Source organism: Acidicapsa ligni (genome assembly GCF_025685655.1).
In the GTDB taxonomy this organism is placed as follows: domain Bacteria; phylum Acidobacteriota; class Terriglobia; order Terriglobales; family Acidobacteriaceae; genus Acidicapsa; species Acidicapsa ligni.
Genome location: NZ_JAGSYG010000002.1, coordinates 596961 through 621894, shown reverse-complemented (window position 1 = coordinate 621894; position 24934 = coordinate 596961). Strand labels below are relative to the sequence as shown.

The following is a 24934-nucleotide window of genomic DNA, read 5'->3' as shown; positions in this document are numbered from 1 at the left end:
AGCAGGAGACGTGCAGATGAATTACGTAGCGGATGCGAAGCGGTATGACGGAGCGCAGTTTCGACGGAGTGGGCGATCGGGGATTGTACTGCCACCTGTTTCACTTGGGCTTTGGCAGAACTTTGGCGGCGTTAACTCGTTCGAGACCGGGCGAGCCATGGTGCGCCGCGCATTTGACCGCGGCGTAACGCACTTTGATTTGGCGAACAATTATGGGCCTCCGTATGGATCGGCCGAGGAGAATTTCGGCGAGATTTTGCGCAAGGATTTTCGCGGCTATCGCAACGAGCTTTTGATCTCTTCCAAGGCCGGTTGGGATATGTGGCCGGGGCCTTATGGTATCGGCGGTTCGCGTAAGTATCTGCTCGCCTCCCTGGATGAAAGCCTGCAGCGCATGGGTCTGGAGTACGTGGATATTTTCTATTCGCATCGGCCCTCGATGGATGTTCCTCTGGAAGAGACGATGGGCGCGCTGGCTCATGCTGTTCGACAGGGCAAGGCTTTGTATGTGGGCATCTCTTCTTACAGTCCAGAGCGGACGCGCGAGGCTGCGAAGATTTTGAAGAGCGAAGGCGTGCCGCTGCTGATTCATCAGCCGTCTTACTCGATGCTGAACCGGTGGATCGAGAAGGATCTGCTGGCTACCCTGGATGAGTTGGGAGTGGGATGCATTGCGTTTTCTCCGCTGGCGCAGGGTCTGCTGACGAACAAGTATCTGAAGGGTGTTCCGAGCGATTCTCGGATCACTGCTGAAGGCTCGTTTTTGAAGTCCTTTTTAAGCGATGACAATCTCAAACGAGTTCGTGAGTTGAATGAGATTGCAGCGAGTCGAGGCCAGTCCCTGGCGCAGATGGCGATTGCGTGGACGCTTCGTGATACGCGCGTAACTTCAGCCTTGATTGGCGCGCGCAATGTGGAGCAGCTTGATAACTCGCTGGACGCGGTGAAGAGGCTTGAGTTTACAGCGGATGAGTTGAGCGCGATCGATCAACATGCGCAGGATGGGGAAATCGATCTTTGGAAAGATGCGCGTGAAGGAACAGAGTAGTATGGCGATGGTAAGATTTACCGCGATTGACGCGGTGAAAACGCAGGCTCAGTCACAGAGTTGTGATAATTTCAGGGATGGCATGGATTGCCGTAAGGAGTTCCGCTTTGTCGATTAAGGAATTTGTTAAACATCATTATCGTCATTTCAATGCCGCTGCGCTGGTGGATGCGGCGGAGGGTTACATCAAGCTGGTTGAGTCCGGCGGCAAGATGTTTGTAACTATGGGCGGCGCGATGAGTACGGCCGAGTTGGGTTTAAGCCTGGCGGAGATGATCCGTCAGGACAAGGTTCATGCGATTACCTGCACGGGCGCGAATCTTGAAGAGGATGTCTTCAATCTTGTCGCACATGACTTCTATGAACGCGTGCCGAATTATCGCGATCTGACTCCAGAAGATGAGGTCAAGTTACTGAGCCGGCATATGAATCGCGTGACCGATACCTGCATCCCGGAGATGGAGGCGATGCGGCGTATTGAGAAGGTTGTGCTGAAGGAATGGATGAGGGCAGACCAGGCAAATGAGCACTACTTCCCGCATCAGTTCATGTACAAGATTTTGCTTTCGGGAGACTTGAAGGACTCTTATCAGATCGACCCCAAGAACAGTTGGTTGCTGGCTGCGGCGGAAAAGAATCTGCCCATGTTTGTACCGGGCTGGGAGGATTCAACGCTGGGCAATATGTATGCCGGGCACTGCATCTCTGGCGATGTGAAGAAGGTTCACACGGTGCGCACGGGCATTGAGTACATGATGGAATTGGCGGAGTGGTACACGAAGACGACTGCAGAAACGCCACTGGGGTTCTTTCAGATTGCGGGCGGTATTGCAGGCGACTTTCCTATTTGCGTGGTCCCGATGCTGCATCAGGATTTGCAGCGCGAGCATGTGCCTCTCTGGGCTTACTTCTGCCAGATCAGCGATTCGACGACGAGCTATGGTTCGTATTCGGGCGCGGTGCCAAACGAGAAGATTACGTGGGGCAAGCTTGGTGTCGATACACCGAAGTTCATCATTGAATCGGACGCGACGATTGTAGCGCCGCTGATTTTTGCTTACGTTCTGGGTTGGTAGCTCCAGCCAAAATCAGGACCGAAGGCCTATTTGCATTTCGTTCATAACGAAACAAATGGGCCTTTGTTTTGGATGGCTACGCGTGAGTTTTAACGTTTCTTTGTTGACGAACTGCAAGACATACCGATATAAACGCGGTATGTCTTGCAAATACTGTGCGTTCGAAATTGCCAGCACCTGCAACTGTTGTTGTTGCAGACAGGATGTCTGCTGGCGTTCCGGAGGTCGCAGTCTGAAGTAGACATACATCAGACAGATTTTGCATCCGGCCCACATGCCAGCTATCGCTGAGTGTGGGCCTTTTGCTTTTTAGATTGCTTGAATCGAGGAGATTTTGATGTCGAATGATCCTGTTATCAATACGGCTTCGCCAAACAAGAATGCGTCCTGGATGACGCTTGATTGGTGGGCTGTTCTGCTTGCCTTATTGCTTGCTTTGCTTGTGAAGACCGGCGTACTACAGAACGTTCCCTGGTAAGACAGTTTGTGTAAACGAGAGAATCCAATGAAGACGAACGCTGCAACGATAGAAAGTAAAACACAGGGTCCACTGGTCCGTGCGATTGGACTGATCCCCGGCATTCTGCTGCTAGCTGTGATTGGCTACGCGGCCAAGTTGATTGAGCAATCGATCAATGGATACACGAAGACGCATCACATTGTTTTCCCCAATATTGAGTATGTGTTGTGGGCAATTGTCATTGGACTGCTGATTGGCAACCTGGTGAAGCTGCCTGCTATTTTCAGCGCGGGCGTTGATACTTACGAGTTCTGGTTGAAGGCGGGGATCGTGTTGCTCGGCTCGCGATTTCTGGTTGCGGATATTCGCAAGCTGGGAGGCATCAGCCTGTTACTAGTGTTCGTTGAGATTGGTGGGGCGCTGTTGTTGATGACTGCGCTGGGCAAGGCTTTTGGACTGAGGCCGAAGCTGATCCACCTGCTGGCGATTGGGTCAGCGGTGTGTGGTGTGTCAGCCATCATTGCAGCCAAAGGTGCGATCGACGCAGACGATGAGGATTCCTCGTTTGCGATTGCAGCCATTCTTGCTTTGGGAGCTATTTCGCTCGTGGCTTTTCCACTCGTGGGTAGCGCGCTTCACCTCAGCGATCATGCGTATGGAATTTGGACAGGCCTGGCAGTAGACAATACGGCAGAAGCCACGGCCGCTGGCGCTTTGTTTTCCGATAGTGCGGGCAAGGTCGCGATCCTTACAAAGACATGCAGAAATGCACTGATCGGCTTTGTCGTGTTGGGTTATGCAATTTACTGGGCGCGCAAGGGACAAGCGGGATCGGTCGGCAACAAGGCGGCGTTTCTATGGCAGAAGTTTCCCAAATTTGTGCTGGGATTTCTACTGATATCCCTGGTGGTTTCGATGGGTGTGTTTGATGCAGGACAGATAAAGAGTCTTGCCAATTTATCGCGATGGGCTTTTCTGCTGACATTTGCAGGAGTGGGATTGAAGACGAATTTTCGCGAACTTTCCCGGCAGGGATTCAAACCATTCGCAGTCGGAGTTCTGGGTGAGGTACTGATTGCGGTACTGACGCTAGGCCTTGTTATTGGCACCAATCGCATCTGGACTTTATAGGCGATGCATTCTCAGCATCGGAGATGCGGCCTATACTCAGCTTGATCTTGTTCCTATACGTGTCAAAAACTTTACGTACTCATTGAACCGCTCTGGAACGACGCGATAGTAAACGTTGAGGCCCTCTTTGCGATGAGTAATCAGTCCCAGGTCTGTCAGTACTTTGAGATGGTGCGAGAGTGTCGGTAAGGTGATGCGCTGCTTGGCATGCATCTCGCCACAGAACAGTTCATCGTGGTGCGCAATCTGCGAATAAATTGCAAGGCGGTTGGGGTCTCCCAGAGCCTTGCCAATTTGTGCTGCTTCGTTTTCTGTAATCTTTCCCATTTTTCGACTCACTTATATCCACTAAGAATAGACGCGACAGATTCGATTTAGGAGCAGTTTTCAGAAATCTGAATCCTACTTATTCGATGATCATCTAAATACTCGCCACGCAAGGAAATGCCTTGCCTATGGAGAGATCAAGATGTGGATTGTCAGACTCGCGCTAAACAAACCTTATACGTTCATTGTAGCTTCGATATTGATCCTGGTACTGGGGTTTACTTCGATAGCTACAACCCCGACCGATATCTTCCCTAACATCGATATCCCGGTTGTTACTGTGATCTGGTCGTATTCCGGTCTTCCGGCGAAGGAAATGGAGCAGCGCGTAACTACCTTCAGCGAATTTGTAATGGCGGTCGTGAACGACGTAAAAGCCATTGATTCGCAAACGGTTGACGGCGCCAGTGTGATCAAGATTTCGTTTCAGCCGCAGGTACGTATTGATGCGGCTATGTCACAGATTGGCGCAGCCGTAAACTCGATTCGCTTTCGTATGCCACCGGGTGTAAATCCGCCGTGGATCCTGCGTTTTAGCGCATCCACTGTGCCGATTATTCAGCTTGCTTTATCCAGCGATACGCTATCGGAATCCGAGTTATATGACTATGGATTATTCCGCGTACGCCAGCAACTGTCGACTGTACCGGGCACGCTGTTGCCCGCTCCTTATGGCGGCGTGGCACGGCAGATCATGGTTGATCTGGATCAGAATGCTCTGCTCGCGAAAGGTATTACTCCTATCGATGTTACTGCTGCTATCAACGCGCAGAACGTAACGCTTCCATCTGGAACGGAAAAGATCGGCGATCGAGAATATACGGTTAGCACTAACTCCAGTCCCGTAGATGCATTGTCGTTGAACGATGTTCCGATCAAAACGGTCAATGGGCGACTGGTGTATATGCGTGATGTTGCGCATGTGAGAGATGGCTGGGCGGTGCAACAGAACTCAGCGCGCGCGAATGGAAAACCCGCGGTTTTGCTGGCCATTATGAAGACCGGATCGGTGTCGACGCTGGATATTGTCAACCAGATCAAGAATGACGTCCTGCCAACATCGCGAGCCGCTGCACCTAAGGGACTGAAGATCAAGGAACTCTTTGATCAATCGATATTCGTGAAAGCGTCGATTGCAGGGGTATTGCGTGAAGGCGTAATCGCTGCATGTCTTACTGCGCTAATGATTCTGCTGTTTCTCGGAAGTTGGCGCAGCACGCTGATTATTGCGATTTCAATTCCACTATCGATTCTTAGTTCGATTATCGTACTGAGTGCGATGGGCGAAACGATGAACACGATGACGCTCGGCGGTCTCGCGCTGGCTATCGGCATCCTGGTCGATGATGCAACGGTAACGATTGAGAATATTCATCGGCACATGGGAAAGCAGCCGTTGCGAGAAGCGGTTCTGATCGGAGCTTCAGAGATTGCAACGCCGACACTCGTGTCCACTCTAACGATCTGCATCGTCTTTGTGTCTGTCGTTTTTCTCACTGGTCCAGCGAAGTATCTCTTTACTCCGATGGCGCTTGCGGTTGTGTTTGCGATGCTTGCATCTTACGTGCTTTCGAGAACGCTTGTGCCGGTACTGGTCAACTTCTTTCTTGGCGCAGAGCATTCATTCGAGGGGCATGCGGAAGATGTCGTGAACGGATCGAAGCCACTCTCTATCTTCGGTCGTATCAATGATCGCTTTAATCAAGGCTATCTTTGGGTGCAGGGCCGCTACACGCATGCCCTGAAGACAGTACTGCATCATCGCCGGGTTGCACTCATTACATCCATTGCGATTATGTCGACTGCATTTCTGCTCTTGCCTTTCGTGGGCCGCGACTTTTTTCCGGCTGTGGATGCGGGACAAATTCGATTGCATGTAAGAGCGCAGCCCGGTACGCGTATTGAGTCAACGAAGGCTATCTTCAGCCAGGTTGAGGAGCAGATCCGCAAGACTATTCCTGCGGATGAAACGGAACTGATGATCGACAACATCGGTCTCAGTCTCGAAACGTTCAACTATGCATTCGGAGATGGAGCAACGATCAGCAGTGCGGATGGGGAGATTCTGATTGCGCTCAACGAGAAGCATCATGGGCCTACGGAAAAATATGTGAAGGAGTTGCGTTCGCAGTTGCAGAGGCAGTTTCCCGATCTCACTTTCTTCTTTCAGCCTGCAGATATCGTGACGCAGATTCTGAACTTCGGATTGCCTTCCCCAATCGACGTTCAGGTACAGGGTTATGATCCGGCGAACTATGAGATAGCACGCCGCCTTCGTGAACGCCTGGCTACTGTTCCGGGCACTGTTGATGTGCATATGCACCAGGTGGTGAATGCTCCTGATCTTCATCTGGATATCGACCGCGTGCGCGCTGCTCAGTTTGGTTTAACGCAACAGGATGTGGCGAACAGCATCTATATTTCACTCAGCTCTTCGGCTGCTGTTCAGCCTAACTTCTGGCTCGATCCGAAGATGGGCATTACGTACCAGGTTGCAGCGCAGACTCCGCAGTATCGCATTAACTCAATCAACGCATTGCAGAATACGCCGATTCCACTTCACACGGTCGACAATCGTACTGAGTTGCTGGGCAATATGGCGACGTTGGCTCCGGCTATTCAGCCTGTAGTGATCAACCATCATAACGGTGCGCCTGTCTTCGACATCTTTGCCAACACGCAGGACAGCGACCTAGGATCGGTTGCATCGAAGATCAATCGCATCGTTAAAGAAGAGAGCAAGAATCTTCCTCCAGGCACAAAGATTGTTGTGCGTGGACAGGTGGAAAGTATGAATGAGGCCTTCAATCGGCTGGGCATTGGACTTACCTTTGCGGCGCTGCTGGTCTACCTGCTCATGGTGGTGAACTATCAGAGCTGGCTCGACCCGTTCATCATTATCTGCGCACTACCTGGAGCATTCTGCGGTATTGTCTGGGCGCTCTTTTTAACGCAGACTACGTTCAATGTACCGAGCCTGATGGGCGCTATCATGTCCATCGGCGTGGCTACGGCAAACTCGATTCTTCTGGTTACGTTTGCGAATGAACTTCGCGCCCGAGGCGTCGCTCCTCTTGAAGCAGCGGTAACGGCTGGCTTCACACGCTTGCGGCCGATCATCATGACTGCGTTTGCCATGATCATCGGCATGTTGCCGATGGCGCTTGGAGTGGGCGAGGGTGGCGAACAGAATGCACCGCTGGCACGAGCTGTAATCGGCGGGCTCGGCGTTGCGACATTTGCAACACTCTTCTTTGTTCCTCTCATGTTCACTTTGATTCACGGAAGAAATCCCAACACACCACAGGAGGCCGTATGACGCAGCAACTTGATATTCAACCCACCAGCCAAAGCAAAGATGCCTCCTCTGGAACGAAGGTGAGGATCGTTGGCGCTATAGCATTGTTAATCGCTCTTCTGGCTATCGGAATATTTCCGCGGCTGGCGCGGCAGCGTGAAGCGTTGGCTGCGGTCAATGAGTCCGCTATAACGCATCCAGTCGTTTCGTTAACTCATGCGAAGAGGGGTGAGCCTACGTCTGAGCTTTTGTTGCCGGGCAATATACAGGCTCTCTACAACGCGACGGTGTATGCGCGTGTGGACGGTTATGTAGAAAAGCGCAATGTCGATATCGGAACGCATGTGAAGTCAGGGCAGGTGCTGGCGGTTATCTCTTCGCCTGAGATCGATCAGCAACTTCTGCAGGCACGTGCGACGCTTGCGCAATCGCAGGCTTCGTTGCAGCAGGCGAAGGCTTCGCTTGAGCAGTCCAAGGCGAATGCGGAACTCACGCGCCTGACCAAGGAGCGCGATATTCCGCTGGGCCAGGAGCACGCTATCTCACAGCAGATTGTTGACGAAGCGGTGCAGGCAGACAATGCGCGCATCGCCGATGTTGGTGCTGCGAATGCAAATATCATCGCTGCCGAAGCAAACGTCACTGCCAATCGCGCGAACGTTTCACGACTCGAACAGATGCAGGGATTTGAACGTGTGGTCGCTCCGTTTGAGGGTGTGATTACAGAACGAAACGTGGAGCGCGGGGATCTTGTAAGCACTGGAAGCGCGGCTGCAGGCAAGCCTCTGTTCAGCGTTGCACAGAGCGGCACGTTGCGTATTCAGGTTGATGTACCGCAATCGGAAGCTGTCAATATTCAGGATGGACAGAAAGCTGCTGTTGAAGTGAAAGAGCGCCTTGGTCGCGAGTACACGGGAACTGTTGTGCGCAGCGCGAGCTCACTCGATAGCGCGGCACGCACGATGTTGACCGAGGTACAGCTCGACAATCGCGACGGATCGTTGCTGCCAGGGATGTATGCGCAGATCAAGTTCACCCTGTCACAAGCGCATAGTTCTCTCATCATTCCTACGAGCTCTCTTGTTATCGATCGTGCCGGCATGCATGTTGTCACGGTGACGGCGAATGACAAGATCCATTTCGTTCCGGTGTTGGTGGGGCGGGATATGGGAACGCAGATCGAAGTGTTGAACGGGTTGAATGGATCAGAGTCTCTCGTAGCTAGTCCGAGCGATCTGCTTAACGAAGGCCAAATCGTCGAAGTGCGATGAGTAGTGAGATGGGTATTGAGCGGTCTGAAGTATCGGAAGGCATTGAGATGAAACGAATACTTGCAATTATGGTGAAGCTTGCCGTGGTGGCGATGATTGTCGGCTGCAAAGTGGGCCCCAATTATACGCGACCTACTGTCGATGTACCGCAGACGTATCGCGGGGCGCTTGCTCCGGATATTGCTACAGCTCCGGCAACGACTACATCGTCGCTGAGTGATGAGCAGTGGTCTGCGATCTTTCAGGATGCGGCATTACAGCATCTCATCCAAGAAGCTCTAACCAACAATCTCGATTTGCGTATTGCGGCGCAGCGAGTGCTGGAAGCGCAGGCCCAGGTTGGCATCGCGCACTCACAGCAATTGCCCTCGATCAGTGGAGGCGGAAGTTTTTCCGCGCTCCAGATACCGACGTCGCTTGCGGGTACAAACAGTAATGGAACTCCTGCAAATTCATTCTTCGACGGTGGAGGTTTCAGCGCATCGGCTGCGTGGAATCTTGACTTCTGGGGAATGTATCGGCGTCAGACTGAGTCGGCACGCGCGGAGCTGCTCGCAAGCGAGTGGGGACAGCGAGCAACGCGCACGACACTTGTTCAGAATGTTGCTCAAGCATACTTTGATTTGCGAAGCCTGGATGCACAACTGGAAATTACGCAGAGTACGATTAAGGCCCGTCAAGACTCATTAAAACTGACACAGTCTCTTGAGCGACATGGGGCTTCTTCAATGGCCGATGTGCGACAGGCTGAAGAGCTTCTTCATGCGGCACAGGCAAATCTACCTGCATTGAGAAATCAAATTGCGTCTGAAGAAAATACGATCAGCATTCTGCTTGGCCATAATCCTGGAGAGATCGATCGCGGCTTGCCGATTGCGGAGCAGCCGCATCCACAGGAGATTCCAGTGGGTGTGCCGTCGCAGTTGTTGGAGCGACGCCCTGATGTACAGCAGGCCGAAGCGAAGCTTATTGCGGCGAATGCACGGATAGGTGTGGCGCGAGCGCAATACTTTCCGCAGATATCGTTGACCAGCCTGGGTGGGTCTTCGAGCAATCAACTGCAACAACTCTTTGCGGGAGCGAACTCATACTGGTACGCGGCGGGATCGCTTTCACAGCCTATCTTCGATGGAGGACGAATACGCAGCAACTATCACCTGTCTCAAGCACAGGAGCAGGAGATGGTTCTCGAATATCGGAAGACAATTCTCAATGCATTGAAGGATGTTTCGAATTCTCTGGTTGGCTATAAGGAGACTAGAGAGCGCCGCGAAGAACAATTTGCGCAGGTCACATCGGCGGCAGATGCGGTGCGTCTCGCGCGGCTTCGTTATGCGGGGGGGAATACCAGCTATCTTGAAGTGCTTACGACGGATACGGATCTCTACAATGCGCAGTTGCTACTGGCGCAGGCTCAGCAACAGGAGGCGGCATCCCTGGTGCAACTCTACGCTGCGCTTGGCGGCGGGTGGCAGTGATGTATTTGTATTTGTTCCTGCCGGTTCGACGCGAATCGTTTTAACGGGGCGGGTGGAATTCGACTAGTAGAGATCGTAGTTCTTCATAGCGGGCGAGGGTTTGCCGCATGTATTCCCCGTAGCGAGGATGCTGGAGAATCTCAGCATCAACAGAAACGGGAAGGCTCACGGCGGGCGCGGATGACTGCCCCACAACAGAAGCGGCGAGTGCATCCAATTGCAGAGCAATGTTTTTACGCAAATCTCTCAGGCCTGATTGCGAGAGAAAGTCTGCATCCTGTTCGCTGTGCAGAATAGTAAGTTCATTCCACACGAGGGCTACTGCAACGAGAGCGGCGCGAAGAATTTGCTGGGCGACGTTGATGTGCTGCTGACGATCGACGCCAAATTCATATTCGACGGTCTCATTCATGCTGCGAATGCCAGCCATTGTTTTGCCTATATGATCGCGCAATGCATCGGTCTGGCGGATCATCTCATCATGCGGCGGAGTTGCCAGCTCTGTTCTGAAAAGCGAGGCTTCGCTCTGAAGTATCGATGCAAAAGACCGGCACATTGCAGTTACAGTTCGCACTGGCCACATCTGGTCAAAGACAAACCACATGACAATTAGTGCGAGCAGAATTCCTATCAGTCGATCTCGCGCCGGGGCTAACTGGGTAGGTGCGTGGAAGTCTTCAAAGGCTACGAGATAGAAGGAAAATATAATCTGAAGACCGACATAACTGAACTGTCTTCCGCCTGCTATCCACGCTGAAGCGAAGGCCAGTATGGCAACGAGAACGGTCAATGCGGTGATTGAATCCATCTCGGGAAAAACAAACGCGGTACATCCGAGCCCAAGTATCAAGCCTCCTATCAGTGAACCGGCGAAACGAAATATAACTTTCTGTTTGAAGGCGCCTGTGGTGCTGAGTCCTGTAATCAGCACGGTTGTTACCGAGGTTGAAATGCCGGGCCAGTCGAGGGCAAAGTAGAGGATGTAGCAAAGTGTGGCGCACAGGCTGATCTTGAAGCCAAAGATCCATGTACTGCGTTGCCTCAGTGCTCCGGGAATTAGCAACGATACTTTTTTAGAAGGGAGTGCGACGAGATTTTTATCGCGTTCAGGACTGAAATCATGCGGCATGGAATAGATTACGCGCAGATTTTCTTCGACTCTATCCAGCAGTGTTAAAGCGTGTTCAGAGACAGGGAGTAGATCCTGATCGTCAGGCATCGTTGCGTCTTGAAGCAACACCTTGCAGACTGCGGCAATCCTGGCGCATCGCCGTCGTATTTCGGGATCATCTGCGGTGTGATTCTGAAAACCGAACGTGGCTGAGACATCCATAAGCTGCGCAATCATGGTGATGCGCACTCGTGCTCCGATGGGCAGAGATCCAGCGTCGAGGCTACGATCGACGATGCTGTTATAGAGCCGCTGCATACCGGACTGACCGGCAACGGCGATGCGAGATACCTTTGTTACGGCGGCTTGTAAGACAGCGGGCTCGGCTCCCTCTGCATAGAGAGTGAACATCTCGATGAGGGAGCGGTAGCGCATGCGCCGCTCTTCGGTGAGGAGTAGAGCTGGATTACGAGAACCGAAGATGTATTCAACTGCGATGGAAGAGCTGATGGCGATGGCGATGGCTGCGAGAATCCACAGCGAGCCTTTCACCAACGTATCTTCAGGAGCGTGCCTTTCCCATAAGGCAATCAGCGTGCAGAAGATGAATCCCCAGGTGGATGCCAGCACTGGAACAGTGGTTGCGACTACAAGCATTCCTGCGAGAAAAGATACGACTGCGACGGAGATGACGCGAGCCATTGGATCGTTGTCAGAGAGAGCGACAACGCCAAGCTCTGTTGCCACGGAAGCAACGAGTGTTAGTAGAGACATGACTCCGGAACGAAGAGAGACGGAGGGACTGTCGCGGCCAACGATGAAGACAAAATAAAGAGCGATCGATGCGAATGGAACCTGGAAGACGTGCAACACAATCAGCGTGATGATAGACGCTAAAACAATGCGCAGCGAAGCACTCAATCGCCCCGGTGTGGGTTGCAGATCCATCCAGATTCTCTGCGGCCAACTGGCGACGGGGACCATGGCAATCGTTGCCATGCGTTACCTCACTACCGTGACAGCAGTAGATCCAATACGAAAGAGCAGTGGATCCGGATCGACAATGCGAACGCGCACGGGGAACCTGGATGAAAGATGGACCCAGTTCAATGTGCGATCAATGTTGGGCAGGCCTGCAGCTACGTTGCCATCTTCAGGAAAGACGCCGAAACCGATGCTTTCAACTACGCCTGTAAATTTTCGATCGGGATGCCCCATGAGATATACATCCACATACGATCCGAGGTGGATGTTCTTCAACTTGCCTTCGCGATAATTGGCGATGACATACCAGGTGCGCGTGTCGATCAATGTGAACAAGGGAGTACCGGGATGAGCGTACGCGCCTTCGGAGATATTCATGTTCGTGACATAGGCATCGAAGGGAGCGAGGACGCGACAGCGCTCCAGATCAAGCCGCGCATCATCTACCTTTGCGGCCTTGGCTGGTCGCATCGACTTCAACGTATCCAGGGTATCGACGGTGTGAATGGCCTGGCCTAATCTGGCTTGAGACTCAACGGCCAATGCATCTGCTTCCTGCTGGCGCAGAACAGATTGAGTCTGCTGCGCTTGAGCTACGGCGAGCGCGGCCTGCGCCTCATCGTAGTTTCCTTGCGCTACATGCAATGCTGTCCGCGTCTGGTCTACCTGTTCGACGGTGACATACTGCTTTTGCAGCAAGGGCTCGATGCGATTGAGGTTGTTGGTGGCGAGCTTGAGTTGGGCGTCCGCGGCTTTTGCAGCGGCTTCTGCTCGAAGTACGGATGCTTTGGCTACATCGACGCTGCTGCCCGCAGTCTTGATGCCCGTTGACGATTGATGCACGCCTGCTTTGGCTGCTTCGACTGCGCTATGCTGTGCTGCAATCCTGCGCTGCTCATCGACGATCTGTTGTTCGAGCGCCTCCTGATCTGAAAGCGCCTGCTGCAGAGCGTATTTATACGGGCGCGGGTCAATTTCAAAAAGCAGGTCGCCCTTTTTAACGTACGCGTTATCCTTGACCGGCAACTGCACGAGCAGTCCGCTCACTTCGGGAGCTATGCCGATAATGTTTGCTCTTACACTGGCGTCATCGGTGCGGGGATGGATATCTGTGAGCAAGACGGCGAGCAGCAGCGCAAGCACTGCTCCTGCGACAACACCGATGCCAATCCAACGGCCGAGTCGTTTATGTCTGAGAGTATCCGTCTCCTGATCAGCAGGATTCATGCGATGCTCCTAGCGAAAGAAGATAAGCCACAAGAGGCAGGTGATAAGAATGACTGTTGACGGATAGAACAGAGCCAAGGGACCTACGTCCTGCTCCATCTTGTAGCGTAGTAGAAGATAGCGTACTCCGAAGGCGAGAACCACCGCGATGGTGAGACAGACCATCCATACAGGGAAGAAAGATCCGATGATATCTACGGAAGGCGCACGGCTGCAGCCACCAAGAAACAAGGTTGCGCCAAGTGAGAAAAATGCAAACGATATTTGTTTTGATTTCGAGCGCTCGATCATGGCTTTTGACCATCCAATGTTTGCGTTGCAGGCTGCTGCTTGCGCAGGAGATTTCCGGTAACGAATTCCAGATCGACGGCTTGCAACATAAGTTCAGAGCGCGCGGCAACTCCGGAGAGCCGAGCCTGGGCTAATTGCTTTTCAGCGGTCACTACATCGATCAGATTTTTGACTCCGTACTTGTATGCATCAAGCGATGCGGAGTAGGAAGAATTGGCTGACTCGAGGAGCGCCTGCGCGGCTTGCTGTTTGCGAATCGCGGTGCGGAAGCCGATGTATGCGGTCCAGACTTCGCGTGTGGCTGTGTCTTTCTTTTCGCGCATTTCATCGCGGGCTTCGCGTCCTTTTGATTGTGCGATGGCCAGGGAGTTTTTCCTTGCGCCTCCATCAAACAATCGCCACTCGACGCCAAGTTGCACAGCCCACGTAGGCTCGCTTGCCTGGCCTACTTTACCGCTGTCAACGGTAGGCCATAAGGACGTCTGTGCACCGTTGGCGGTGAGCCCGATGCTTGGAAGATACTCTGATTTTGCGACTCGCACTTCCTGATCGGCGGCACGTATCTCGGAGGCCTGTGCCATGAGATCAGGGCGGTCTGCGATGGCACGATCAATCAGTGCGTCAATTGACATCGTCAAGGTCTGCGGCAACGGAGTTTTCTCCTGGCCATCGATTTTGATATCGGGCGAGGGTTCGGCTCCTACAGCTTCCGTAAGCAGAACTCGTGCTATCTTTTCATCTCCATCGGCTGACTCAAGATCGAAGACGGCTTGCGAGGTTTCAGCTTTGGCATTCAGCACGTCTGGCAAAGTGGAGCGGCCATTGTTCAATTGCGCCTCGGCGGCATCTTGTGTGGTCTGAGCGGTCTTGAGAGTCTCCTGGGCGGCCGTGAGTCGTTCCTGAGCGGTGAGCAGCCTGTAGTAGGACGTTGCGACGCGAAATGCTATCTCCTGATTCGCTCGAATGAAGTTCGCGCCTGCAGCGATCTTCTGCGCCTTGGCTGCGTCGACTTCTGCCTCACGCTTGCCGAAGTCAAAGATAAGATAATTGAGCGTGATTTCCGGCACTGCCACGGGAGCTTCTACCATGACGTATCCTCGCAGCGCGAGCGGTTCGGGGAACGGCTCGATCGAGCGCGAATCTCCGGCAGCGGCGATGCCGGCGAGTACGGGAAAGTATGCGCTGCGGGCGATGCCGAGGCGCTCTGCAGCCTGCCTGGCGCGCTCCCAGAGGATGTGCGTCTGAGGATTGTTGATCTCGGCGATATCAATCAGTTCGGCAAGAGAATAAGAACGCAGTGGATCAAGCGTGGCCTCTTTATCCAGCGGAACTGTATGCCGGGCACAATCAACGGCAGCAGCGGGAGTGGTCGCAATCCCCGCACATTGCCCTTGCGCCTGGCCGTGTGAATACGGGGTGCAAGCCAATAATATTGCGAGTAGAAAGAATGCCGCGTATGCGCGGAACAGGCCCTCTTGCTGCGAATAGGATGAGGTGTTACAGGGAACCATGACTTGCGCGAGGCGCGACGACTTGCGCGAGGCGTGACCTTTCAGTCTGTGATGCTGATCGGACATTGACTGTAAATTTCCGATGCCGGACCGTTCTGAAACCATCTCAGAATTGAATTCTAAAATCAAGCATCAATCGTGACCGGACCACAATATGAGGCGACCGCAGCTCTCGCTGCGGTCGCCTTTGATTGATTCCGCAAGGTATAATTAGCGCAAAGCGGGAGTAGTTCAGTGGCAGAACGTCAGCTTCCCAAGCTGAATGTCGCCGGTTCGATCCCGGTCTCCCGCTCCAATAGAGTCAGTTAATTTCAGAACCCTTTGAAACAATGAACTCCGTTTGGACTCCATTAGTTTGGCGTTGAGGGTTTCGTAACGACCCCGTTCCTGCCCGCTACACCGTCGGCTTTAGGGATTTCCATACTCTGTCAGTTCCCTGGCCTGTATTTCGCCGACGATGGTTCATACGTAGATATGCGGCCACGCAACGCAATGCTTCCCAGCCCCCCGAGATACTTATCTTTCAAAAACCGGAAGCTCGATGAGGCATCTCGCGCCGGATCGAACGTCCTGGTCGAATCGGATTTCACCGCCAATCCTTTGAATCACAAGCTTGGCAACAGATAGCCCCAGTCCAGCACCGCTCATGGGAGCAGTCGCCAGCGAACTGCTTGTGAAGAATCGATCGAAGACCCTCTCGTGTTCCCCGGTTGCGATTCCTGGCCCTTGATCGTGAAACCCTATGCACAGGGTCGGGGATAGTTTGTCGAGCTGATTATATGAAATTCTCAGTGTCGAACCGGTTGGCGAGAACTTTACTGCATTGTGAAGCACGTTGAGGATTGCAATACGCAGCAGCGGTTTGTCTGCACGGACGTTCAGCGCCTCTGTGGGTGATCCCTCTTCAATGACTGAAATCCTTCGCTCATCGATGACAACCTGCAGGAGATCGAGGACTTCATCAACGAGCGGTTGTACGGCAAAAACAGTCTGCGGATTTCCTGGTTGTGTTGCCTCCGCTCTCGCCAGCAATAGCAGACTGTCGATTGTTTCGTTGAGTCGCGCTGTCTCTTCAAGAATGCTTCCGATGGCTTCTCTGTACACCTCTGAGTCTTGACCCCTTTCAAGAGCGACTTCGCCCACCGTTCTCAAGGCTGCGATTGGTGTTCGAAGCTCATGAGCTGCATCTGCGGTAAACCTTTGGAGTTGTATGAATGCCTGCTCAAGCCGATTCAATAGATGATTGAAGACCTGGGCGATATGGCCCAGTTCATCGTTTGGGTTCAGGACTTCAAGACGGTGGTGGAGATTGCTTGCGGTGATCTGCTCCGTGTCCTGAGCCATTCTGTTGAGAGGGCGTAAAGCCCTCTTTGCGATAGCCTGCCCAGCCAGTGCTGCCAAGCCGAGAGCTATTGGAATTGCCACCAGAAGCAAAACAAAAAACTGGTACATACGAGACCGAAGTGGCCCTAGATCGTATCCAAGGCGAATCAGCAATCGCCTGCCTTGCATATCATGAATGTGACTAATCAGAAATACGTGGGAGCCATCGCGCAGTCGGACAAGATGCTCGTCGAAGCTACTATCTCCTTCGCCTGGCCTCGGCGGCCCACTCAGAGGCATTCCGTTCAGAGTGGGACTTCTATACAGAACCGTTCCCGACGAATCGAGTACTTCCATCATCCGATCAATCAACAAGTGGGATTGAGGGCGGGAGTAATAGTCCTGCCGCAGTTGCAGAGCACCATGAACATCGAAGAAAAGAAGCCCTTCGACGGTCTCAACATCTTGCACTTCGTCGTGAAAGATCTGTCTAGTCAGTACGACGTATTGAAACGCGAAGACGAGAGCAGCGTACAGTAGCAGCAAGACTGCCAGCATACAGACGTACCAAAGAGTTAATCTCGTTCGTAGATTGGTATGGGGAAGTCCTGTCACGCTTGGGGCTCCCTCAAGCTGAAGCCAAGTCCGCGCACCGTCTGAAGCAGCTTCACGGTGAAGGGATCATCGATCTTTCGACGAAGCCGCGCGATCTGTACGTCAATGACGTTGTCAATCGGCGTGTAGCGTGATGTTTCTCGCCATACATCCTTTGCCAGCATTTCGCGGGACACGGTTCTTCCACGGTTCTCAACAAAATACAGAAGAAGATCGAACTCTCGTCCAGATAAATCCAGCTTCTCTCCAGATCTCGACGCAGATCTCGTTTTGGTGTCTAGCAGCAAGTCTCCAACCGTCAGGGAAGTCGGCGTAGACGGTGGAAGGGAGCGCCGGAGAAGCGCCTCAATACGAGCCATCAATTCTGGAAAAGAAAACGGCTTTCCAAGGTAGTCGTCCGCCCCGCTTCGAAGACCCTCGACGCGATCCTCCACCGTGTTATGCGAAGTCAGGATGAGGACGCGAATATCGATTCCCTCCGTGCGGATTTGTCGAAGAATATCGAGACCGTTGCGATTTGGAAGCGTTAAATCAAGCAACAGGAGATCGGGTCTCTCGGTATGTACCAGGAAAAAGCCCTCCTCGGCAGACGATGCCGTCGCCACGTCGTAGCCGGCCGCTTCAACGCCGGAGGCAAGGGCGTCGGACATTCGCCGATCATCTTCGATAATCATTATTTTCCAGCGTCCCAGGGACATTCCGCGGAGATCTCCACATTCATCATTTAGCAGTCTGGAGCTTCTCGCAAGTAGCCCGGCGGAGATGTCAGAAAACTGTCAGAGAATGTCAGAAAAGAAAATGATTCACTCCGAATAGCCGAATTTCGGCTGTTGGAGGGTGGTCATGCTAAACCGAATTACGGTCCTTACGCTTCTCGCATCCGCTTCAGTTGCTCTTGCCCAGGGGGCGAAACCTGATGCAGTCGACTCCCATCTCAATTCGCCGACGACATTTCCCATCGTATTTACCCGGACAATCAGCGCTTCAACTGCGCATGCAGGAGATCCGGTTTCGGCGAAGACAAGCCAAAATGTTCATCTGGCGAATGGCAATGTGATTCCGTCGGGAACGGTGATCGAGGGGCACGTACTCCAGACAACGGCTTTCTCATTTGATAAGACTCCGTATGCAAAACAGAAGGAATCAACCTTATCGATTCATTTTGATTCGATGCGGCTGAATGGGGCAGTCGTGCCATTGAGCGTGAGTGTTCGAGCCATGGCCGATCCAGTCACTACCTGGGGCGCACGAGAGACCAATACCAACGAATCTGATCCATTCGGAGACGTGACGCAGATCGGCGGAGATCAGCTCAACCTGCATCAGACAGCTGTGACGAACGGAGACGGCGATGTAGTCGCTTACAACAAGCGCGATGGAGTCTATGCGCACCTGATTGCAAACGGGCGCTGCGACGGTAGTTCGGTTGAGGTGTCAGTTGGAATCTACTCCGCGTCGGCTTGTGGGTTGTATGGTTACGTGGGCGTTTCGGCGCAAGAGTTAGGCTCTGAAACAAATCCTTCCACACTGACTCTTACCTCCACGCGGCTTTCGCCGAAGATTTGGAAACAAAGCACTGCACTGCTTGAAGTCCTACCTGGCGACAAGATGGTTGCATCGCGATAGTCGCGTCACTTCGTCATTTTGATCAGCATCTCCCGATAGGGATTGCATCCGAGGAAAGTACTTTTTGATGAAGCTTTCGCATTCCCTGATATTCGGTGCCCTGATGCTTGCCTGCCTGCCTTCGGTTCCTTCGAGGGCGCAGGCAAGCTCGATTCTGACACCGACAGCGGGCTCCCAGCCAGTGATCACTTTGACCGACGCGGAAGCTGCCGCAGTCAAGAATCAGCCTAAGATGCTTGCGGCACAACTCCGCGCACGTGCTTACCAGGAGCGAGAGCGAGAGGCTCGTTCGGGGCTGCTACCGATGATTGAATTCAATGCAACAGGCGTTCAAGTCGCGGATACAGGTACATCGACCGCAGCGGGCAATATAACCACATCTTCTATTTCAGATCGATTTGCCTATGGTGGCAACCTGGCACAACTCGTCACCGACTTTGGGAGAACTAGCGCACTCGTCAGAAGCGCCCGATCCGCAGCAAGAGCACAAAATGAGTTGGCAACTTTGACCGTCGCCCAGGTGCGATTAAACGTTCGATCCGCCTACTATCAGGTCTTGGGTGCAGAAGCAGTCCTTCGAGCTGCTGAAGCTGCACAACAAAATCGAAGCTTGATCTTGCGGCAACTCTCTGCATTGGCACAAAGCCAGCTTCGCTCGACGCTCGATGTGAACTTTGCCAAAGTCCTGGAGAGCGAGGCCGAACTTGCTGTGGTTCGTGCGGAAGCCACAGTTGCAGAGCGGAGGGCCCGGCTCGCCACAGCGATGGGAGAACAACGGCCGGTAAACGCCACGCTGAGTGAGCCTGTGCTACCGGGAGATTCGTTACCATCCAATCCGGACGAGTTGTTTAAGGAAGCAACTGAGCGGCGTGCGGACCTCAGTGCAGTGCAGGATCAACAGCAGTCTGCGACAGAGTTTGCTAAATCAGAAAAACGCCTCAGCTACCCAACTCTGAATGTGCTCGCATCGGCTGGTGAGATTCCATTTCACGACCATACTTTGCATGATGACTATGCCGCGGCTGGCTTCAACCTGAAGATTCCAGTTTTCAACGGAGGCCTGTATGCAGCTAGGCGTACTGAGGCCGATCTTGAGGCAAAGGCCAAAGCTCGCGATGTGCAAGAGCTTCAGCTTGAGGTGAATGAGCAGGTTCGGGATGCGTGGTATCGCGCGGACGAGGCATACCGCAGCCTGGATGTGACCAACCGCCTTGTCGCACAAAGTAAAGAAGCGTTACGTCTCGCCCAGGACCGCTATGACGCTGAACTAGGCAGCATTGTTGAGCTGAATGAGGCGCAGTTAAACGAGACCTCGGCAGAAATCACTGCTGCGGACGCGACCTACACCTACCTCGTCCGGAGAGCGGAGCTCGACTACGCTACGGGAGCGCTGAATTGAAAGGTCCAATGAGAAGGTCCCATAGGATGGCTTATCTGAGAAAGATTTCAATCGCGGCGTTGCCGGTCACTGCAGCCTGTCTCTTGACTTCGTGTAGGTCAACGGTCGCGCCAAGCGCTGCTATAACGACTGTCCCTGTGGCGACGGTTGGAACAGCAAGCCTGGAAAACGATCTTGTGCTTACGGCTGAATTTCGCCCGTACCAGGAAGTTGATGTCATGGCGAAGATTGCCGGATATGTGAAATCGATCGGTGTCGATATTGGCGATCATGTAAAGCAGAATGCTGTTCTTGCCACGCTTGATGTTCCTGAAATTCAGGATGACGTAGCCAAGGCGAAAGCAGGAGTGGCCGGAGCCGATGCGAATATCGTAACCGCGCAGGCTGCTATTCAGAGAGCCCAGGCGGGAGCCGACATTGCATCTCTTTCGTTCAAACGAATCCAGGATGTAGCAACGAGGGACAAGGGGCTAGTGCCACGGCAGGAGATCGACGTTGCCCAATCTCGGCAACTGGAAGCGGCCGCTCAACTTGCAAGTGCCACTTCATCCTTGAGGGCTGCGCAGGAGAGCAAAGCAGGTGCAGAATCGGAATATTCGCGGGCTGTCGCCATGATGCAGTATGCAACGATCCGGGCACCCTTCAATGGCGTGATCACCAAGCGCTACGCAAACACTGGATCGATGATTCAGGCTGGAATTTCGTCTCAATCGCAGGCGATGCCGATTGTGAAGCTGGCGCAGAACGATCTCTTACGGCTGATCCTGCCAGTTCCTGTCAGTGCTGTCTCTGAAATTCGCGATGGCCAGGTTGTAGACGTGAATATCATGAGCCTCGGCAAAACCTTACAAGGCAAGGTCACTCGTCATGCTGACTCAGTGCAGATGGCCACGCGCACGATGGACACTGAAGTCGATGTTCCAAACCCAGGTGGAACGTTGGTACCTGGGATGTACGCCGAAGTTCATCTCCATCTGGCAGCCCGACCGAACGTCTTGAGTGTTCCGCTCGATGCGGTTGATGGCCTAGGGACGAGCGTCCAGCAGACTTACATTGTCCGCGACGGTGTTGTTCATCTCGTTCAGGTGGAGACTGGATTGCAGACGCCCACTCGTGTCGAGATTCTGTCCGGACTGCAAAGCGGAGACAAGGTGATTGTTGGCCGCCATACCGGATTGTCGGACGGGGAAAAGGTTGATGCCCAGCCCGCTGGTTACGAAACCTCAGCAGTTCACAGCTAAGCGATGCCGGACTACCGGACCGGCGTGACAAACCGCAGTAGAGAGGAAGAGTCAGCAGCATGTCGGGATTTTCTATACGGAACCCATATCTGATCGTAGTGCTATGCCTCGTCATTATGATCCTGGGCACGGTCAGCGTCGCCGACATGCCGGTGGACATGTTTCCTCCGATCAATCTCCCGGTAGTAGCGGTCGCCACTTTCTATTCCGGCATGCCCCCTCAGCAGATTGAGACAAACATTACTTACCACTTAGAGAGGCAGTTCACTCTCGCCGGTGGTATTGATCACATGGAGTCGCGTTCTCTTCCTGGCGTGAGCCTGGTCAAGGTTTACTTTCGTGCTGGAACTGACCCCGATGCAGACGCGGCAACTATCTCTTCGTTGGCCATGAGCGATCTGCGTGACATGCCGCCCGGCACTTATCCGCCAATCGTACTGAAACAGGATGCCTCCAGTATTCCAGTGGCTCTTGTACCTTTGAGCGGTTCAGGGCTCAATGAAAGCAAGCTGAAGGACATAGGACAAAATTTCGTCCGCAACCAGTTGGCTAGTGTTGCAGGAGCATCGGTGCCTCAGCCATTTGGTGGTCGTTGGCGGCAGATCATGCTCTATGCTGACCCGTACAAGTTGGAGGCCAATCAACTCAGCCCGATGGACGTTGTTCGTTCAGTAAACGATGCGAACGTGATCCTTCCGGCGGGTGACGTACAGATCGGACGTTACGACTACAACATCTACACCAACTCCATGCTTAAGGGCAGCGCCGATATCGCTCAGGTTCCACTCAAAATGGTGGGAGAGTCGCCCGTACGGGTTGGTGATGTAGCAACGCCGCAGGATTCATTTGGATTGCAGTACAACATTGTTCGTGTCGATGGGCAGCGGGCAGTCTATATCCCGATCTTCAAGCAGGGCGGCGATTCCAACACAATCGCTATCGTGAACGGCGTCCAAGACACGCTGAAGAAGTTATATGACGTTCCGTCATCCCTGAAGAGCAAAGTGGTATTCGATCAGTCGCGCTTCGTGAAGACAGCGATCGAAACGCTGCTACATGAGGGAGGCATCGGACTCTTCCTTACTTGCCTAATGATCTTGATCTTTTTAGGCAGCATGCGAGCGACCATCGCTGTCTTCTTCTCTATCCCGCTTTCCTTGTTAACGACCTTTTTTGTTCTCAAACTGTCAGGCAGTTCCATTAACAGCATGGTGCTCGGAGGGCTGGCACTAGCGCTTTCGCGCCTCATCGACAACTCGGTGGTGGTGCTGGAAAATATCTTTCGTCATCTTGAAGAGGGCGAAGCGCCGGTCGTCGCCGCTGAGAGAGGCGGTCGCGAAGTCGCGCTGCCAGTTCTTGCTGGAACTCTCACCACCGTCGTGGTTTTCTTTCCGGTCACGTTGTTATTCGGCGTCAGCAAGTTTCTCTTCTCAGCCCTTGCCTTGGCTGTTGTCATCTCGCTCTTTGCCTCATATTTCGTTGCATTAACCGTGGTGCCACTCTTTTGTTCTCGTTATATCAAGAGTCCCCACGGAGACGTTATCCATGAGTCAGCAGAGACAGAAGAAGCTGTTCCGCCATCGATGGGCAGGCACAACACCGGTTTATGGTCGCGATTCAACGCGCGTTTTACTGCGGGCTTCGATTCACTGCTACATCGATACGACAAACTGGTCGGTCGCGTTCTCGATGCGCCGCGCGTCACGCTCGCTGGCTTTGGCCTGGCCTTTGCTTGCAGTCTTCTTCTCTTTCCGTTGCTTGGACTGTCGTTTTTCCCACGCACGGATGCAGGCCAATTCGTCATCAACTTCAAAGCGCCCTCCGGCACGAAGCTTGAAGCGACGGAAGGAGAGGCAGCCAAGATTGAAGCGATCGTGCATCGGATCGTGTCTCAGCATGACATGGGCATGACCGTCACCAACATTGGTGTCGATCCGGGATTCTCAGCGCTCTTTTCGCCAAACTCTGCGATGCATACAGGCTTTACGCAAGTCGCGCTCGCCTCTGACCACAAGACGAGCAGCTTCGAGTACATCGATGAAATGAAGCAGGCGATCGCGAAGGAACTTCCTGAACTGCAGACCTTCTACTCCTCAGGCAGCCTCGTTGACGGTGTTCTCAATATGGGTTCCCCTGCGCCTATCGATGTTCGGGTGGCGGGCAATGACATGACGGCAGACTTCGGAGTTGCGCAGCAGATCGCCGGTCGCATTCGAGCCGTGCGCGGAGTAGCTGACGTTTATATTCCACAGGATATCGACTATCCGTCTCTGCGCATCGGTATCGACCGCACCCGGGCGAGCGAACTTGGATTAACAGAGAAAGAAGTGGTTTCAAATATCATCACTGCCCTCACCTCGAACCAGATGATTGCACCCAGCATCTGGATTGATCCAAACAGTGGGAATAACTATTTTCTTACCGTGATGTACAAAGAGGGTCAGATCAAATCGCTCGATGATTTGAAAGCCATTCCGCTGCATGGAACAAATGTCATACAGCCTACACGGCTGGATATGGTCGCAAGCATTGAGCAATTCAATGCGCCAACGGAAATGGATCATACCCAGATCAGGCGGGTCATGGACATCTACGTGCGACCGCAGGGCGAAGATCTGGGTCGCATTTCCAAAGAGATTCAAGCCATTGTGGATTCAGCAAATCCTCCGCACGGAATAAACGTTTCGCTCACCGGCAGCGTAGCATCGATGAACTCATCGTTTCGCAGCTTCGCCGTTGGGCTGGTTCTGTCGGTTGTGCTGCTGTATCTCGTACTTGTTGCCCAATTCCGATCTTTTATGGACCCGTTCATCATCCTACTGGCTCTCCCGCCAGGCATCACTGGCGTGATCCTGGCGTTGCTCGCATTTCGGACTACCCTTAATGTGATGTCGTTGATGGGCGTGGTCATGCTGGCGGGCATCGCCCTCTCGAACAGCATCCTGATCGTGGAATTTGCGCACCATTTGCTGAAAGAGGATATGGGTGTACGCCAGGCCATTACGACATCCTGCCGTGTTCGACTACGTCCAATTCTGATGACATCCCTGGCGACGCTGATTGGCCTTTTGCCAATGGCGCTCAAGCTCGGTGAAGGCAGCGAGTCGTATGCTCCACTAGCGCAGGCTCTCATTGGTGGCCTCACCATTTCAGTTCTGCTCACTGTATTTCTTGTTCCCGCTGGCTTCTACCTTGTGTATGGCAACAAGGCGGAGAACGTGGGATCTTAGACAACACAGGCATCGCCCTGAAAAGAGGAGAGCACCATGCAGCCCTTAATCGTGCGCTCCATATTCATTCTGCTCAACTCCCGCCGCTGATTACGGCTATTAAATTGGCTGTCGCACTTGCGATCGGACTTCTCATCACGTTTAGCTTTGTAGCACTCTTAGGTGGCATCACTGTGCTCATGCCGATCCCCGTGTTGCTGGTGGCGATGGGCGGTATCATTGCACTTGCAGTTGTTCTCAACGTCCGCGATATACTTGCGTCGCGATCAGATTGTTTTGCATGGGAT

Annotated in this window: 18 protein-coding genes and 1 tRNA gene; 12 read left to right on the top strand and 7 right to left on the bottom strand. The window is 53.2% G+C overall.

The genetic code is table 11. The features are described from left to right. Positions 1 to 16 precede the first annotated feature (16 nt). From mgrA to OHL19_RS08895, 4 genes are all read left to right on the top strand, one after another. Positions 17 to 1048: an L-glyceraldehyde 3-phosphate reductase gene (gene mgrA / locus OHL19_RS08910; protein ID WP_263357301.1), complete on the top strand. Its 1032-nt coding sequence runs from the start codon at positions 17 to 19 to the stop codon at positions 1046 to 1048. Positions 1049 to 1155: 107 nt separating this feature from the next. After that, positions 1156 to 2124 carry a deoxyhypusine synthase family protein gene (locus tag OHL19_RS08905; protein ID WP_263357299.1) on the top strand — a complete coding sequence of 323 codons (969 nt, stop codon included), beginning with the start codon at positions 1156 to 1158 and terminating at the stop codon, positions 2122 to 2124. A 337-nt stretch (positions 2125 to 2461) separates the two neighbouring features. Beyond that, the gene (locus tag OHL19_RS08900) at positions 2462 to 2602 is read left to right on the top strand and encodes a hypothetical protein (protein ID WP_263357298.1); all 141 of its coding nucleotides are present in this window, start codon (positions 2462 to 2464) and stop codon (positions 2600 to 2602) included. Between the two features lie 27 nt (positions 2603 to 2629). Next, the gene (locus tag OHL19_RS08895; RefSeq protein ID WP_263357297.1) at positions 2630 to 3715 is read left to right on the top strand and encodes a YeiH family protein; all 1086 of its coding nucleotides are present in this window, start codon (positions 2630 to 2632) and stop codon (positions 3713 to 3715) included. 36 nt (positions 3716 to 3751) lie between these two features. Here the strand turns inward: OHL19_RS08895 and OHL19_RS08890 are convergent, their stop codons facing one another. After that, the gene (locus tag OHL19_RS08890; protein WP_263357296.1) at positions 3752 to 4042 is read right to left on the bottom strand and encodes an ArsR/SmtB family transcription factor; all 291 of its coding nucleotides are present in this window, start codon (positions 4040 to 4042) and stop codon (positions 3752 to 3754) included. A gap of 142 nt (positions 4043 to 4184) precedes the next feature. On the opposite strand from OHL19_RS08890, the gene OHL19_RS08885 reads away from it, so the two are divergent. The 3 genes from OHL19_RS08885 to OHL19_RS08875 are packed head-to-tail and all read left to right on the top strand — an operon-like array spanning position 4185 to position 10089. Next, positions 4185 to 7361 carry an efflux RND transporter permease subunit gene (locus OHL19_RS08885; RefSeq protein WP_263357294.1) on the top strand — a complete coding sequence of 1059 codons (3177 nt, stop codon included), beginning with the start codon at positions 4185 to 4187 and terminating at the stop codon, positions 7359 to 7361. After that, the gene (locus OHL19_RS08880) at positions 7358 to 8611 is read left to right on the top strand and encodes an efflux RND transporter periplasmic adaptor subunit (protein ID WP_263357293.1); all 1254 of its coding nucleotides are present in this window, start codon (positions 7358 to 7360) and stop codon (positions 8609 to 8611) included. Before OHL19_RS08885 ends, OHL19_RS08880 begins: the two co-directional genes overlap by 4 nt. A 47-nt stretch (positions 8612 to 8658) precedes the next feature. Then, positions 8659 to 10089, top strand: coding sequence for an efflux transporter outer membrane subunit (locus OHL19_RS08875; protein WP_263357292.1), 1431 nt, complete (start codon positions 8659 to 8661; stop codon positions 10087 to 10089). Positions 10090 to 10129: 40 nt separating this feature from the next. On the opposite strand, the gene OHL19_RS08870 is transcribed toward OHL19_RS08875, so the two are convergent. The 4 genes from OHL19_RS08870 to OHL19_RS08855 are packed head-to-tail and all read right to left on the bottom strand — an operon-like array spanning position 10130 to position 15279. Next, on the bottom strand, positions 10130 to 12199 hold the full coding sequence (locus OHL19_RS08870) for an FUSC family protein (RefSeq protein WP_263357291.1): 2070 nt from the start codon (positions 12197 to 12199) through the stop codon (positions 10130 to 10132). A gap of 3 nt (positions 12200 to 12202) precedes the next feature. Then, positions 12203 to 13411, bottom strand: a complete 1209-nt coding sequence (locus OHL19_RS08865; protein ID WP_263357289.1) for a biotin/lipoyl-binding protein — start codon at positions 13409 to 13411, stop codon at positions 12203 to 12205. 9 nt (positions 13412 to 13420) lie between these two features. Further along, positions 13421 to 13702 carry a YtcA family lipoprotein gene (locus OHL19_RS08860; protein WP_263357287.1) on the bottom strand — a complete coding sequence of 94 codons (282 nt, stop codon included), beginning with the start codon at positions 13700 to 13702 and terminating at the stop codon, positions 13421 to 13423. After that, a complete protein-coding gene (locus tag OHL19_RS08855; RefSeq protein WP_263357286.1) occupies positions 13699 to 15279 on the bottom strand; it encodes a TolC family protein in 1581 nt (526 codons plus the stop codon). The genes OHL19_RS08860 and OHL19_RS08855 overlap by 4 nt, the downstream gene beginning before the upstream one ends. Before the next feature lie 154 nt (positions 15280 to 15433). Between OHL19_RS08855 and OHL19_RS08850 the strand changes: the two genes are divergently transcribed. Then, positions 15434 to 15508, top strand: a tRNA-Gly gene (locus tag OHL19_RS08850). A gap of 221 nt (positions 15509 to 15729) precedes the next feature. Here OHL19_RS08850 and OHL19_RS08845 read toward each other — a convergent pair. Further along, a complete protein-coding gene (locus OHL19_RS08845) occupies positions 15730 to 17094 on the bottom strand; it encodes an ATP-binding protein (RefSeq protein WP_263357285.1) in 1365 nt (454 codons plus the stop codon). Positions 17095 to 17147: 53 nt separating this feature from the next. After that, on the bottom strand, positions 17148 to 17825 hold the full coding sequence (locus OHL19_RS08840) for a response regulator transcription factor (RefSeq protein WP_263357284.1): 678 nt from the start codon (positions 17823 to 17825) through the stop codon (positions 17148 to 17150). Between the two features lie 169 nt (positions 17826 to 17994). Here OHL19_RS08840 and OHL19_RS08835 point away from each other — a divergent pair, with 169 nt between their 5' ends. The 4 genes from OHL19_RS08835 (at position 17995) to OHL19_RS08820 (ending at position 24647) form a co-directional block, all read left to right on the top strand. Continuing rightward, entirely contained in the window at positions 17995 to 18777 is a 783-nt protein-coding gene (locus tag OHL19_RS08835) for a hypothetical protein (RefSeq protein ID WP_263357283.1), read from the top strand. A gap of 67 nt (positions 18778 to 18844) precedes the next feature. Continuing rightward, on the top strand, positions 18845 to 20176 hold the full coding sequence (locus tag OHL19_RS08830; protein WP_263357282.1) for a TolC family protein: 1332 nt from the start codon (positions 18845 to 18847) through the stop codon (positions 20174 to 20176). 26 nt (positions 20177 to 20202) lie between these two features. Beyond that, the gene (locus OHL19_RS08825) at positions 20203 to 21417 is read left to right on the top strand and encodes an efflux RND transporter periplasmic adaptor subunit (protein WP_263357281.1); all 1215 of its coding nucleotides are present in this window, start codon (positions 20203 to 20205) and stop codon (positions 21415 to 21417) included. 59 nt (positions 21418 to 21476) lie between these two features. Then, positions 21477 to 24647 carry an efflux RND transporter permease subunit gene (locus OHL19_RS08820; protein ID WP_263357280.1) on the top strand — a complete coding sequence of 1057 codons (3171 nt, stop codon included), beginning with the start codon at positions 21477 to 21479 and terminating at the stop codon, positions 24645 to 24647. Positions 24648 to 24934 lie beyond the last annotated feature (287 nt).